The sequence below is a fragment of the bacterium genome, assembly GCA_030652805.1.
Classification (GTDB): domain Bacteria; phylum JAHJDO01; class JAHJDO01; order JAHJDO01; family JAHJDO01; genus JAHJDO01.
This window is the reverse complement of sequence record JAUSPT010000001.1, coordinates 1-14346: the sequence shown is the minus strand read 5'-3', so window position 1 is coordinate 14346 and position 14346 is coordinate 1. Positions and strand designations below refer to the sequence as shown.

The 14346-nt window shown below is 38.0% G+C and carries 13 protein-coding genes and 1 tRNA gene; all 14 read right to left on the bottom strand.

All coding sequences use genetic code 11. The annotated features are described in order from the left end of the window. Positions 1–19: 19 nt before the first annotated feature. Positions 20–883, bottom strand: coding sequence for an SDR family oxidoreductase (locus tag Q7J67_00070; GenBank protein ID MDO9463690.1), 864 nt, complete (start codon positions 881–883; stop codon positions 20–22). Positions 884–892: 9 nt separating this feature from the next. Next, on the bottom strand, positions 893–1702 hold the full coding sequence (gene iolB / locus Q7J67_00065) for a 5-deoxy-glucuronate isomerase (GenBank protein MDO9463689.1): 810 nt from the start codon (positions 1700–1702) through the stop codon (positions 893–895). Between the two features lies 1 nt (position 1703). Next, entirely contained in the window at positions 1704–2603 is a 900-nt protein-coding gene (locus Q7J67_00060; protein MDO9463688.1) for a tetratricopeptide repeat protein, read from the bottom strand. Positions 2604–2605: 2 nt separating this feature from the next. Next, on the bottom strand, positions 2606–3475 hold the full coding sequence (gene hisG / locus Q7J67_00055) for an ATP phosphoribosyltransferase (protein ID MDO9463687.1): 870 nt from the start codon (positions 3473–3475) through the stop codon (positions 2606–2608). A 12-nt stretch (positions 3476–3487) separates the two neighbouring features. Continuing rightward, positions 3488–4009, bottom strand: a complete 522-nt coding sequence (locus tag Q7J67_00050) for an HAD-IIIA family hydrolase (GenBank protein MDO9463686.1) — start codon at positions 4007–4009, stop codon at positions 3488–3490. A 77-nt stretch (positions 4010–4086) separates the two neighbouring features. After that, positions 4087–4163: transfer RNA gene (locus Q7J67_00045), tRNA-Lys, on the bottom strand. 21 nt (positions 4164–4184) lie between these two features. Continuing rightward, complete coding sequence (locus Q7J67_00040) at positions 4185–5477, bottom strand: adenylosuccinate synthase (GenBank protein MDO9463685.1); 1293 nt, start codon at positions 5475–5477, stop codon at positions 4185–4187. Between the two features lie 9 nt (positions 5478–5486). Further along, on the bottom strand, positions 5487–6752 hold the full coding sequence (locus Q7J67_00035) for a homocitrate synthase (GenBank protein ID MDO9463684.1): 1266 nt from the start codon (positions 6750–6752) through the stop codon (positions 5487–5489). A gap of 24 nt (positions 6753–6776) precedes the next feature. After that, complete coding sequence (thrB, locus tag Q7J67_00030) at positions 6777–7676, bottom strand: homoserine kinase (GenBank protein MDO9463683.1); 900 nt, start codon at positions 7674–7676, stop codon at positions 6777–6779. A gap of 28 nt (positions 7677–7704) precedes the next feature. Beyond that, a complete protein-coding gene (locus Q7J67_00025) occupies positions 7705–8613 on the bottom strand; it encodes an ORF6N domain-containing protein (GenBank protein ID MDO9463682.1) in 909 nt (302 codons plus the stop codon). A 235-nt stretch (positions 8614–8848) separates the two neighbouring features. Next, positions 8849–9808, bottom strand: a complete 960-nt coding sequence (locus tag Q7J67_00020; GenBank protein MDO9463681.1) for a DUF6340 family protein — start codon at positions 9806–9808, stop codon at positions 8849–8851. A 118-nt stretch (positions 9809–9926) separates the two neighbouring features. Beyond that, complete coding sequence (gene serA / locus Q7J67_00015) at positions 9927–11507, bottom strand: phosphoglycerate dehydrogenase (GenBank protein MDO9463680.1); 1581 nt, start codon at positions 11505–11507, stop codon at positions 9927–9929. Continuing rightward, the gene (locus Q7J67_00010; GenBank protein ID MDO9463679.1) at positions 11504–12637 is read right to left on the bottom strand and encodes an alanine--glyoxylate aminotransferase family protein; all 1134 of its coding nucleotides are present in this window, start codon (positions 12635–12637) and stop codon (positions 11504–11506) included. The genes serA and Q7J67_00010 overlap by 4 nt, the downstream gene beginning before the upstream one ends. 294 nt (positions 12638–12931) lie before the next feature. Further along, positions 12932–14176, bottom strand: coding sequence for an IS1380 family transposase (locus Q7J67_00005; protein ID MDO9463678.1), 1245 nt, complete (start codon positions 14174–14176; stop codon positions 12932–12934). Between the last annotated feature and the right edge of the window lie 170 nt (positions 14177–14346).

Genomic DNA, 14346 nt, shown 5'->3' with positions numbered 1-14346 from the left:
TATAACTCCTCCATTTTATTTATACTCCGCTAAAAGCAGAAAAGCCTCCGTCTACAGGAACAACAATTCCTGTTACAAATTCTGATGCAGGAGAAACAAGCCATATAAGAGATCCAATTAAATCAGCTGGATCACCAAAACGGCGCATTGGAGTATGATTTATTATAGTTTCCCCTCTTGGAGTAAGTTTGCCTGTCTTTTCATCAACAAGCAGGAAACGATTCTGATCTGTTAGAAAGAACCCTGGCGCAATAGCATTAACTCTAATATTAACAGGAGACAGGTGAGTTGCAAGCCATTGTGTAAAATTAGACACAGCTGCCTTTGCCGCTGAATATGCGGGAATCTTTGTTAAAGGTCTGAACGCATTCATGGAAGATATATTTACGATATTCCCGCCATCTCCTTGTTCCGCCATTAGTTTCGCAAATACCTGGGTCGGGAGAAGAGTACCTAGAAAATTCAGATTGAAAACAAATTTTACTCCTTCCTGATCCATATCAAAAAAGCTTTTGTTTCCCAGTACATCAATTTTCTTTAGATCCTCAGGCTCCAGAGTCTCCTTAGCTGTAGTTGCCTTTGGGCTGTTGCCTCCAGCGCCATTTATAAGAATATCCACTCTTCCAAATAACTCTAATATCCTGACAGATGCCTTTTTAATGCTCTCTTTATCCAGCACATTACAGGCTAAGCCTACTGCTTTTCCGCCATGTTTTACAATATCATCAGCAAGTCCTACTGCTACATCCTCTCTGAGATCCAGGATGGCTACTTTTACTTCATGCTTTGATAAAGCCCTTGCCATTTCGCCACAAAGAATCCCTCCTCCTCCAGTTATTACAGCTACTTTATTCCTAATGTTAAATAACCCGCTATTGTCCATTTCTCCCTCCTAACTTACTTTCTTCCCGATCCATGAATGCTGCGGATCTTCTTTGGGAATGAGTTTTCTGTTTTTCCCTGCAAGTATCCAGAGGTAATAAACTGAATATCCGGGTGCGGCACAGACCGGATGATAACCTCTTGGCATAACTGTTACGGTATTATTCTTCAAGACTACTGCTTCATCAAAACCTTCATCTTTCGAATCAGGTGCTGTATAAAGTCTCTGCATGCCAAATCCTTCTTCAGGCTGAATTTTAAAAAAGTATACCTCTTCTAATTTTGTTTCTTCTAGTGGATTTTCAATATCGTGTTTATGCGGAGGAAATGATGACCAATTGCCAGGAGGATTTATTGTCTCCCCAACAAGAAGACACCCTGCAGGAGTTCTCTCATCAATAATATCATACACATTTCTTGTCCAGATCCCATTTCCAACAGATCGCACTTTTACTTTATCAGGAGTTATAACAACAGGTTCCCCAGCAAAATCAGTTCTTCCTTTGCATACAGCCACTTCTAAATCAGTCGTTGCAGTAATATCATATCTGTTCTGTCTGGGGATATACGTAGCGTAAGCCTTACCACTAAACACATCCTTTCTCCCACCTATCGGTCCCCACTTTACAATGTTTGTACTGATCACGCACTTTCCCTTAAGAATAACCAGGACAACCTCATTATCCTCTGTATTTTCTGAATACTGTTCTCCTTGAGAAAGTTTTATAATACCGAATTCAATATAATTCAATAATTCTCCATCAGGAAACAATACCTTTGTATAACCGGATTTTGGTTCATAATTAAATCTAAGGTCCATATTAGTTCTCCCCTGCATTTTTTATTTTCTCTTCAATTATTTTCCTATCTTCTGCGCCCAATTCTACCGCTTTTTCCCACTGCTTGATAGCTTTATTATACATTTTTTTTTGAAAATATACATCTCCAAGATGATCTCTTATTACAGGATCGTCTTCTTCTGCTTTAGTAAGCTCCACAGCTCTTTCAAGCTGTAACATTGCTGCCTCAAGCATTCCTCTTTTGTAATATCCCCACCCTAAGCTGTCAACAAAGTAGCCGTTCTCCGGCTCAATTTCAAGAGCCTTCTTAATTAATTTTATAGATTTATCAAGTTTCTTCCCCTTATCTATATACATATATCCTAAATAATTATAAGCTTCTGCATAATCCGGATTTAATTTTATAGCGCGGTTAAACTGCCTGTCTGCATGATATATTTTTCCCATGCGCTCGTAGGCAACCCCAAGATAATAATAGCTTAAATCAGATCTAAATATTTTTAATAACTTTTTATAGGATACAACAGCATGTTCATAATCTCCTATTTTACTGTACGTAAGTCCTTGATGTAAATACAAAGCGCCAAGAACTGTACTGAGTCTTGTATTCTTCGGATCCAACTTAGATAATATTCTATATTGCTCTATAGCCTGTTCAATGAATCCCCTTCTAACGTAGAGTCCAGCCAGGATGTATCTTGGTCTTATTGCTGTCCTGTCTACCTGTATTGTGCTCTCATACTCACGTATAGCCTTATCAATATCCATTCTATTCTCATATATAGTGCCCATACAATAATGTGCATAGGCGTCAGAATTATTAGGAGATATATCTTTGTTGTGAGTAAGTATTGCACAACCTGATAAAGATATCAGGGAAAGAACAAGTAAACTTAAAACGAAATGCTTACAGAATTTCATCTTTAGTAGATTACTTTGTTAAGTGGATACTCTACAATGCCCTGCGCGCCAGCTTCCTTTAACTTAGGGATAATATTTCTAACTATATCTTCATCTATTACTACTTCCAGTGCCACCCATTTTCCCCCAACTAATTGTGATATTGTAGGAGTCTTTACTGCAGGCAGTATTTTTATGATATTCTTTAAATCTTTCTGAGCAACATTCATTTTAAGACCAACTTTTTCTTCAGCGTTTAGTGCACCTGTAAGAAGCATTGCAAGATTCTGTATCTTTCTCTTTTTCCACGTGTTTTTCCATGCACCCTTATTTGCAATAAGTTTAGTTGTTGAAGTCATAATTTCATCTATTATCCGAATGTTATTTGCCCGTAAAGATGAGCCTGTTTCAGTAAGCTCAACAATCGCATCTACCAAGTCAGGAACTTTTGCCTCAGTTGCACCCCATGAAAATTCTACTTCCGCTTGCACACCTTGTGATTTAAGGTATTTCTTTGTAACATTTACAAGTTCTGTTGCAATCCTCTTTCCTTCCAGATCCTTAACTGTCTTTATTTCTGAATTATCATTAACTCCTAAAACCCACCTAACTGGTTTCATCCCACTTTTTGCATATATAAGATCTGCTACTTCAACAACCTGAACGCCATTTTCCATTATCCAATCCTTTCCTGTCAGACCACAATCCAGAACCCCGTCATATACATACCTTGCCATTTCCTGCGCTCTGATAAGAATGGCCTCAATCTCGTTATCATCAACTATTGGAAAGTAAGAACGTTCAGAAGTTGATATATTAAATCCAGCTTTTTTAAATATTCTGGCAGTTGCTTCCTGAAGACTCCCTTTTGGTAATCCAAGTTTTAGTTTCACCCTTTATTCTCCTTATATATAATATTTTTCCACTGCTTTATCCCATAATCCCTTTGCTTTAAGGATCATGTTGATAACTTCGCGTACAGCTCCTTCGCCACCATTCTTCTCAGTTACATAATGTGAAACCTGCTTTGCTTCCTCCTGAGCATTTGCTGTAGCCACTGCAAAGCCCACTCTCCTGAGAACAGGGACATCATGCAAATCATCACCTATATAGGCAGCTTGTTCATCAGCCAATTTATATTTATCTTTCAGCTCTTTATATGTAATAAGTTTATTTTCTACAACTTGATAACAATCTGTTATCTTCAGCTCTTTTGCACGAATCTCAGTTACCTTAGATTCCCGCGCAGATATTATTGCTACCTTTAAGCCTACTCTTTGAGCTAAAATTATTCCAACACCATCCTGTACATTAAAAATTTTTATCTCTTCAGCAGAACTAGTCCATATAATCCTGCCATCTGTCATAACCCCGTCCACATCAAGGATAAGCATTTTTATCTTTTTTATTCTATTATTATCAATCATTAATACACCTTTATTTAATAATTGGCAAGATACCAAATCAGACAGGAATTTTCAAGTTGAATTGCTTTTTTTCGAATTGGTAGGTCGCGAGAGACTCGAACTCTCCACACCCGGCTTAAAAGGCCGGTGCTCTAACCAGATGAGCTAGCGACCCGAAAATGTCGATTATACTAATCTAGAAATCTTTCTCAATAAAAATCGTCTGTCTTCTTTGCGGTCCAACAGAGACTATAGCTATTGGCACATTCATTAATTTTGACAACTTGTTTAAGTATTTCTGCGCATTTTTTGGTAACTTACTATATTCTCTTATATTAACGGTGCTCTGCTTCCAGCCCGGTAGTTTTTCATAAATTGGCTTGCATTGCTGAAGTATATCAGCACGATATGGAAATTCTTCTAACCTCTCATTATTGTATTCATACGCAACACAAACATTTATCTCGTCAAGATCATCAAGTATATCAAGACGTGTAACTGCTACATAACTCAGCCCATTTAACATTGCTGAATATCTGGTAATAACTCCATCAAACCAGCCGCATCTGCGTGGTCTGCCTGTGCTTCTCCCATACTCGCCTATTGGGCCGGCATTTCTCAACTTGTCTCCTAGATCCCCCTTGAGCTCTGTTGGAAACGGCCCCTCTCCAACTCTTGTTGTATAAGCTTTCACCACTCCTATAATACTATCTATCTTTGTTGGTCCGATGCCAAGTCCCGTACAAATTCCTCCAGCAGTAGAATTTGAAGAGGTTACATAGGGATACGTGCCGTGATCAACATCCAAAAGGCTCCCCTGCGCTCCTTCAAATAATACACTAACCCCTTTATCTATCGCTTTATTTAACATAAAAACAGTATCTTTAACAAATGGGACTAATTTTTCTATATACCCGGAATATTCATCAAATATCTCATTTACTTGAAATCCCTTTACTCCGTATATTTTCTCGAACAGTACATTGATCTGATCCAAATTTTCTTCTAACTTTCTTCTAAAACTGTCAGGGTCAATAAGGTCGCACATTCTTATTCCCATTCTTGCTGCTTTATCTACATATGTTGGCCCAATTCCCCTAAGCGTTGTCCCGATCCTGCCTCTATCCCTCTCCTCCTTTAACTTTTCTGACACTATATGATACGGCATTGTTACATGAGCTGATTTGCTTATATACAGATTATCCTCACTTACTTTAATCCCTTTATTCTCTAATTCGGAAATCTCCGCTAGTAATGCTTTCGGATTAATAACAACACCATTACCTATTATACATTTTTTATCTTTATGCAATATTCCAGAAGGAATAAGATGAAGTGTAAACTCTTTCTCATTGATTATTACAGTGTGCCCAGCATTGTTTCCACCCTGATATCGAGCAACAATATCAGCATTCTCAGTAAGCAGGTCAATAATTTTCCCCTTGCCCTCATCTCCCCATTGTGTACCAACAACAGCTACATTACTCATCAATTCTCCTCATGGTATTACTGTCATTATTTGTTTTGCCTGTTTTGGATAATGCGCAATGAACTTCAATTCATCATTAGTAAGAGGCTTTTGTGTATGCACATTGGCATATCTAACAAGATCCAGGACTTTAGCAGCTTCTTTATCATCTTTGAACTCTATTTCCAGTTTTCCATACACATTTCTAAAGCCCTTTACTCCGCTATACTCCCCTGCTGTTATCTTTCTGCCTGTATCTATTACCTCAGGCTCGCCTCTACCCAGTTCCTCAAAATCATACAATTCGTAATTTCTTCTATCCTTGAGAGCGCCGTCTGCGTGTATTCCTGATTCATGCGCAAAGGCATTCTCTCCAACAGCAACCTGATTCACAGGTATTGGAACTCCAAATGCATAAGATGCATACTTCGCTATTTTCCATGCTTTCTTTAACTTAATCCTATCGTCCAATTTATAGTTCCCCCCAAATCCTGAGGACTTTTTAATAGCAAGAATAACCGACACCATATCTGCGTTCCCTGCTCTTTCTCCCATGCCGTTAAGTGTGGTATTTATGTATGCATCTACTCCTCCGTTTATTGCTCCTTTAGCTCCAGCTATAGAACATGCCACTGCAAGCCCTAAATCATTATGGCAATGAAGCTCTATTGGAATTTCTACTTCCTCTGCAAGTGTTTTTATTCTCTCGTAAATTGAAAAAGGATCATCATAACCTAATGTATCACAATAGCGGATTCTGTCTGCTCCATGCTCTTTGGCATATTTTGCAAATTTAATGAGAAACTCCATATCTGTCCTTGATGCATCTTCTGCATTAACGCCAATTGTCAATGCTCCATGCTTCTTCGCTGCTTTTACAGCATCTGCCATAAGACCTAAAACACTTGGTTTATCTTTACTCTCAAAATCCCTTGTTATCCTCCCTCCGAATTTCCCATCTATCATCTGCTTGGATGTTGAAATAGACAGATTCCAATGCTTAATGTTAGTATTCTTGTAAGACTCTTCAATATCCTTTGCCATTGCTCTGCTCCAGCCTTCAAGAATTATAGGAGAAAGGAGCCCCACATCTGCAAGTTCAAGATTAGCATTAATATAATTAGTCTCATGCTTTGTAAGAGGAAATCCAAACTCACTTTGATATATGCCCATGTCATTGAGCATAATATTTATCATTGTTTTTTCCAGCTTTGCCAGACCAAGTTTTGCTGTTTGCACACCATCTCGATTTGTAACATCAATTATATAAATTTTATTTTTTTTCTTCTGTTCCATATCGCCTTCCTTTGCACCCTATTTTTAATCTATAATTTCTATTCCATTACTGTTAATTTCTGTCACCAGAAATCTGCTCTCTATATTGTGCTCCAGAAAAGCTCTTTGCATAGACTTTCCTATTGCTTCAAAGCTTTCTGTTGCAAAAGCGGCTATTGAAGGACCGGCTCCGCTTAAAGCCACACCTCTGGCACCATTTTTCATAGCAGCTTCAAAAACATCATCCATACCAGGAACTAATTTTTTTCTGTAAGGCTGATGTAACATATCCTGCATGCCAGGGCCAACATATTCAAGTTGTCCAGTTAGAATAGAGCTGACTAACAAACACGCTCGACTTATATTGAACACAGCTTCTTTTCTCGAAATTTTTGAAGGCAGTATTTCACGCGCCTTGGATGTTGATACCTCAAACTGCGGAATAACCACTACTATTTTAAACTTAACATTTGGACTAATCTTGAAATACTTTAACTCTCCTTTATCAATATAAGAAATCGTAAAACCTCCAAAAAGAGCCGGTGTTACATTATCAGGATGCCCTTCAAGCTCTGCAGTTAGAGACATAATTTCATCCTTGCTAAACCTGTTCCCAAGCAAACAATTTGCTCCTATTGCTCCTCCTACACGTGCTGCTGCGCTAGCGCCCAATCCTCTGGCTAATGGGATATTATTAACCAGCTTTATTTTTAACCCATCCATCTTGACCTTAGCCATATCAAAAACAGCCTTTGCGGCAATATATACTATATTCTTCTCATCAAGAGGCAAACTGTCTTTCCCCTCATTTTCAACCTCTATATGCGTTTTTGCAGCCAATTCAATTGTAACATAATTATACAGATCCAGAGCCAAAGCAAGCGTATCAAAACCTGACCCGAGATTTGCTGTTGTTGCTGGAACTTTTATTGTTACTGACTTCATCAAACTCTCTTTCATCTTTCTGCTTTACTTAAACATCTTTGCTTTTTTCCCACCAATTATTGAACGGTGGAAAATTTGCCGTTCTTTTTACCTCACTATATTGCCCTCTCCTAACGGTATCAGTTGAAGGAATATTATAGCATAGATTTTTTGAAATAATCCATCTATCATGAATATCTGCTTTCAGATTTTTATCGGTTATAAGTCGCAAATCACATTTTATGCCATTATTTTTAAACTCTTTCTTTAAATCCTTATACGACGAAATAAACTTTCCATCTGCTTTTTCTGGTGTCATCAGGATTTTAACAAATTTTACTTTTTTAGTATCAAGTAATTCTAAAAGCCAATCCATGCCTGCTTTTGAAAAGTATTTATCTATCCAGTAAACATACTCCTCACAGGAACGAATAATATCCCTAATTGTTTTTTTATTTGAGAATGGTTCTTTCGGAGATAGTAATTTTGAATCTAATGGTTTGTGGATAATTTCAAATATCGTTCTTATTTTCTCGTCGTGTGATTGAATCTTATCCTCCAATTGATTCAATTTGTTAAGCGTTTCTTTATTCGCAGAAACCACTTTCCTTATATTGACAAATATCCGCATTATCCCGATATTTACTTGTATCGCCCTTTTGCTGTTAAGAACACTGGAAAGCATAGCAACTCCTTGCTCAGTAAAAGCATACGGCAGATATCTAATGCCGCCCCATCTTGAGGTTTCAAATTGAAACCTCAAGTTAGTAAACTCTTCTTTGCTTAATTGAAACATGAAATCATTTGGAAATCTGTCTATATTTCTTTTTACTGCAAGATTAAGTGATTTTGTTTGGACGCCATAAAGTTCAGCAAGGTCTTTATCTAACATTACATTTAAATCTCTAATCAAAAATATCTTTTTCTCAATAATATCTTGTTTAACAATATCCGTCATTTTCCCTTTTCTGTCATTGCGAATCCCGAAAGTGTTCGGAGTGAAGCAATCTCGTCCTTCGGAATTCTTGTGTAGGGGACAGGCACACGCCTGTCCCTTTGCTTTATTACGTCATTCTGTGGCTTGACCGCAGAATCCAGACATTTATTGCACAATATCATTTTTGTATTATTCTTTCTCTAATTTGTCTGATAAAGATTTGGGACTTTTCTCTTCTGCATTTTTCGATTAGATTTTATTCCTTAACTCCCTGTTCTTTTAGCTTTTCCTTATCTGCTTCCATACGCCTAACATTATTTATCTCTATCATATTTTCATAGGATGGTTTTAGCTCATTTGATTTTTTGAATGCTTCGATTGCCTTATCAAATATGTTGTTATATTCATAGGCAAGCCCTAAATTGTACCATGCTCTGGAATCATTTGGGGTTTTCTTTGCGGCTAATTCAAACTGTTTTAGTGCATCATTCCATAATCCTGCCTTAGCAAAATTTATTCCGCTTTTCCCCTCGGATGATTTTGAACGGGCAAATTCTATCCCAACACGGTAATTATACGGGGCAATTATTCTCATAAAACTATTAGCGGTTTTATCCAATGCATTTTTAATAAGTATGTCTTTATCTATCCCTTGTGGCCACCCATCATAAGAAGAGTCTGAATGACTCGCTTCCTCAGTTATCAATTTCGCAACTAGTAGTTTACCAGTAGTTAAGTCAATAATACGAAAAGTTGCTTCGATTTTAGCTATCTGCTTTAGATAATATTTAGTGCGTGTATAGTCATATCCGCCGCTTGAACGATATTCTTCATCCTTTGTCCATGTATTAGTGTCATAGTCTATTAATGAATTTCCACAAACTAGTGCTGAAACACCTAAAACTTTACCCATCTGAACTGCCGTATTTTCATCAATAACGCCACCAATATTTAATTGATACTCTTTTATTATCTTATTAGTATTTTCCCTATCTACTACCTCGAAACGATCTGATTTAAATAATGCAACTGTAATTAAATCTGCTAGTCTTTGACCAATATTTCCATTAATTTTATCTACTGCAATTCTTTTAATCCCTTTTAAATTTATTTCCGCGAGTCTTGTAGTAGAAACGAATGCCTTTCTCGTTGCACATCCTGTTACGACTAACGCTAAAAGCATTACAATATAAATGGAATGACGAGAATACTTCATTGTTGCCTCCTCTTTACTTGTGCTTCAAGCACATTGACATTTTTATTATTATACAAACCGAATTCTTCCTTGCTTGATGTCGCAAAATGCGACTTCAAGTTTTCAAACTCCTTCACATTCAAAACCTTACTAACTTGACTGATATTATCTCTTTTAGTTTCTCGATTTCACCTAGTATTTCTCTGGGAGGTTCATTATCCAGGTTAAATACGGTCACTGCCTGCTCCCCTTGCTTTTTCCTACCAAGTGTCATGCTTGCAATATTGACATTATGCTTACCAAGTATTGTTCCCATATTCCCCATTATTCCAGGCATATCTTTATTTATACACACAAGCATAAACCCCTCAGGAACTGCATCAACATGATAATCATTTATACGTACAATCCTTGGATCATTTTCCCTAAACAGAGTTCCTGCTATTGAAGATTCTCCGGAATTAGTTTGTGTGTATATAGTGATTAAATTTGTAAAATCCTCTGCCTTACTAGTCTTACTCTCTACAACTTTTATTCCTCTCTCTCTCGCAATAAAAGACGCATTCACATAATTAACTACCTTGTTAAGCACAGGATCCAGCAAACCTTTTATTAAAGCCACTGTTATAGGAGTCACATTATAGTTTGTAACGTCTCCGCTATATTCTATTCTCAAAACCTTTATATGCCCATCAACCAGCTGGCGCTGCAATTTCCCCAACCGTTCTGCCAGATTAAAATATGGCTTTATCTCTTTGAACACCTTAGGATCTATACTCGGAATATTGACAGCATTAGAATAATTCTCATTTTGCAGTGCGTCTATTATCTGATGCGCAATGTCTATAGCAACATTAATCTGAGCCTCCTCAGTAGAAGCAGCTAAATGTGGTGTGACTATGATATTCTCATATAATAGAAGAGGGCTGTCCGCCGGCAAAGGTTCTGTCTCAAAGACATCCACAGCTGCTCCTGCAAGTTTCCCTGACTTTACGGCTCTACATAGAGCATTCTCATCTATTATGCCTCCACGCGCACAATTTATAATCCTTGCACCCTGTTTCATCAAACCAAATTCTTTATCATTTATTATATACTTTGTATCAGGCGTTAGAGGAAGGTGAACTGTTATATAATCTGACTTTTTTAAAACATTCTCGAAAGTCTCAAGTCTTATGCCAAGTTTATCTGCCTTTTCAACAGAGATAAATGGATCATATGCTGTAATACGCATTCCAAATGCCTGAGCGCGACCGGCAACCTCTGTGCCAATTTTCCCTAGCCCAATTATACCCAACACCTTGCCATACACCTCTGTTCCAATAAATTTCTTTTTATCCCAGAGACCATTCTTTAAAGATTGATTTGCCTGAGGAATATTGCGGGAAAGAGCCAGAAGCATGCTTAGTGTATGTTCTGCCGCTGAAATAGTATTGCCTCCGGGCGTATTCATAACAACTATACCGCGTTCCGTAGCTGCAGGTATATCTACGTTATCCACGCCAACTCCAGCCCTGCCAATTACCTTTAACTTTTCTGCAGATTCAATTATATCACTAGTAACCTTGGTTTTACTTCTTATAACCAGACCTTCATAATCTTTGATGCAGCCTCTGAGTTCTTCGGGAGACATGCTTGTTTTTACATCAACATCTATCTTACTATTTTTGAGAATCTCTATCCCTTCTTTTGCCAAGGAATCACTTACTAATATCTTCATTTTAGGACCTCCTCTGCAGCTTTTATACCTTTCCCAAGTTCAAGATTATATCCGGAATCTACCAGAGCCATTTCCAAGGCTGAAATTACTGTAATAATATCAAACGTATCCGAATAACCCATATGAGCGATTCTTATTATCTTCCCCTTAAGTTGCTCCTGGCCGCCGGTAATCATAACATCGTATCTCTTCTTTAAGCTCTTCACTAAATCCACACCATCTATTCCCTGTGGAACCTTAACAGCCGTTACTGCGTCTGATGGAGACTCTGGAGCTAAAAGCTCAAGCCCCATAGCCTTTACTGCAGCTCGCGTAGCTTTAGCCAGTTTGCTGTGTCTTGCGAGTACATTCTCAAGAGCTTCTTCCTTTATCATCTCTAAAGACTTACTTAAACCAACTATTAGTGACACAGCAGGAGTATATGAAGTCTGATCAGTTTTTAGGGACTTTCTTGCCTTTGCAAAACTCCAATAGTACTTAGGACATTTAGAACTTTCTACCAAATCCCATGCTTTATTGCTTACGCTTGCAAACGCCAATCCAGGAGGCAGCATTAACGCCTTTTGAGAACCGGCAACTACTACATCTATATTCCAATTATCAGTCTGTATATCAACCGCTCCAAGCCCGCTAACAGCATCTACTACTAAAACAGCAGGAAATTCTTTGACAATACTGCCTAATGCTTTGACATCATGCATAATACCTGTTGATGTTTCTATCAATGTGGCAAAAACAGCCTTTATTCCCTTCTCTCTTTCTAAGATTTTTCTTACATCATCAGGATTAACTGCCCTACCCCATTCAACATCTATTGGAAAAGTTTCTATGTTGTATGCCTTACATATTTCATCCCATCTTTCTCCAAACTTACCACCTCTAATTGTCAGCGCTTTATCCCCGGGAGACAGAAGATTAACAACACTGGCTTCCATAGCTCCTGTGCCTGATGAAGCAAATATGAGAACATCGTTTTTTGTCTGAAAAACATATTTCAGCCCTTCATTAACAGAACGAAATATCTCGGCAAATTGAGGAGTTCTGTGATGCACAATAGGCCTAGCCAATTCTAAAAGCACATCAGAAGGCACAGAAGTCGGACCTGGAGTCAGTAAATAATTCTTCCTCATTTTTTCTCCCCTATGTTGATTGTTTTGACTTACAACTTATCGAAAACGCACCTGAATCTTATTCAATTCTGCAGCCTTTGTCAAATGGAAAAATTCACTAAAATCGTGCTTGACCCAAAATCCGACATTGATTTAAATATATCTCCAAATTTTGTCATTTCAGTCTTCAAAAACAGTTCAGAGGACAGAGAATAATCTTTATTCAGGAATTTATGCCTGCTCAAGTCTTATAACAGCTATTTAAGACATACCCCTCCCTGTATAGGCCAAAAATCTTTTCTCCTAATCTGTATCCTAAGTATTGGCAAACTCCCATATTCTCAGACGAACATCTTTAAACATCCGGCATAAAGCCTTTCTCACCTTTAAGAAGATTTGTCCACTATGATATACAATCTTTCCAGCTATTTGATACAATCGCCATCGCACTGTTTGTACCTGATGTTTATGCCACGATCTATCCAGAGCATGCAGAACAAACAATTTGTAAGTATTATACGCTATGACACCTATTCTAAAGAAAACAGCATTTGCCTCAAACTGTCCACAAGGCATTCTTTCCATGCCAAATCCTATCTTCAGATCCTTTATCCTGTTTTCACTGCATTCTCCACGTTGATTGTACCACTCTATAATCTCTTCTGCTGATTCTGTCTTGTTGGAGACTATTGCAGTATATTTTGTACCAGTGTCTTCGTATGCAAACATTTCCTTCTGAGAGGGTCTCCGTATTACTATGAGCCTAAAAGCTTTCTTAGTTTTGTTCATGCAATGAACCGTCTCGGCAATATGCCCGTTCTGATAAGGTTCCCAATCTTCTTTTGGAATTGTTTTTACAGCTTCCAACACTGCTTTGTCTAAACCAGCGCCTATGGCAAATGAAATATTGTTGTCTTCGCAGTAGTTTACAATCTCAGCTTGATATGCGGCGCTATCAGATCTAACCGCTCCAACTCCCTTTGCTTTTGGCATTTGTTTTATGCAGTACTTCAGAAATTCGAGATTCATGGCTGAAGGCCCCACATTCCCTTCCCTGAACTCGTCTCCCAATATCAGACCATTTTCCGCTATATGACCTGTCATTGGCATATATCCTTTAAATCCTTCATAAGTTTTCTTTGCTGACTCTTTCTCCGCTATAATGCCTGTAGCATCTATATCCAGTGTGTATTTCTTCAGCCCGTCATATTTCATTCCCCGCTTTAGCAGTATCTTGTTTGCTTTCTCAAGCCCGTTAAGACCTTCTTTCTCTCCCATTCTCCTCAACCAATCTCCAACTGCGTCTGAGGAAGGAACTCTTTTTAAAGGTAAAATCTTCCGAAGTCCATTATCTTCTCTTATCTGTCGGAGATCTTCCAAACTTCTCCCGCCTCCATTGAGCATCAAAATCAGTGGAAAGATGTACTCATGAGCTTTATATCCTGCTCCGCTGCCTGGCCCCGGCAGATATCTGTCCGTTAGCTCCAGTAATTTTAAACCTGCTGCAAATTCTCCAAGTAAACCTAATCCTGCATGCGCAGTTATTATATCTTTCGTCATTTCTAACTTGAATGGAAGCACTGTTTGTTGGTAACAGTTTAGCTACAAAAAGTAATGAGAAAATTTAGATGAGAAAATCAGCGAATAAATTTGAACGAAATAAAAATAATAATCAAGGCGATCTTGTTTGTGGCAAATCAAATTGTCTGAAGAGTTCGGGAGTTAGCCCT

Coding starts and splice junctions, on each gene's coding strand:
- Q7J67_00035 (MDO9463684.1), bottom strand. CDS start 6,752: ATGGAACAGAAGAAAAAAAATAAAATTTATATAATTGATGTTACAAAT.
- Q7J67_00025 (MDO9463682.1), bottom strand. CDS start 8,613: ATGACGGATATTGTTAAACAAGATATTATTGAGAAAAAGATATTTTTG.
- Q7J67_00005 (MDO9463678.1), bottom strand. CDS start 14,176: ATGACGAAAGATATAATAACTGCGCATGCAGGATTAGGTTTACTTGGA.
- Q7J67_00040 (MDO9463685.1), bottom strand. CDS start 5,477: ATGAGTAATGTAGCTGTTGTTGGTACACAATGGGGAGATGAGGGCAAG.
- Q7J67_00010 (MDO9463679.1), bottom strand. CDS start 12,637: ATGAGGAAGAATTATTTACTGACTCCAGGTCCGACTTCTGTGCCTTCT.
- Q7J67_00070 (MDO9463690.1), bottom strand. CDS start 883: ATGGACAATAGCGGGTTATTTAACATTAGGAATAAAGTAGCTGTAATA.
- Q7J67_00060 (MDO9463688.1), bottom strand. CDS start 2,603: ATGAAATTCTGTAAGCATTTCGTTTTAAGTTTACTTGTTCTTTCCCTG.
- Q7J67_00050 (MDO9463686.1), bottom strand. CDS start 4,009: ATGATTGATAATAATAGAATAAAAAAGATAAAAATGCTTATCCTTGAT.
- serA (MDO9463680.1), bottom strand. CDS start 11,507: ATGAAGATATTAGTAAGTGATTCCTTGGCAAAAGAAGGGATAGAGATT.
- thrB (MDO9463683.1), bottom strand. CDS start 7,676: ATGAAGTCAGTAACAATAAAAGTTCCAGCAACAACAGCAAATCTCGGG.
- Q7J67_00020 (MDO9463681.1), bottom strand. CDS start 9,808: ATGAAGTATTCTCGTCATTCCATTTATATTGTAATGCTTTTAGCGTTA.
- iolB (MDO9463689.1), bottom strand. CDS start 1,702: ATGGACCTTAGATTTAATTATGAACCAAAATCCGGTTATACAAAGGTA.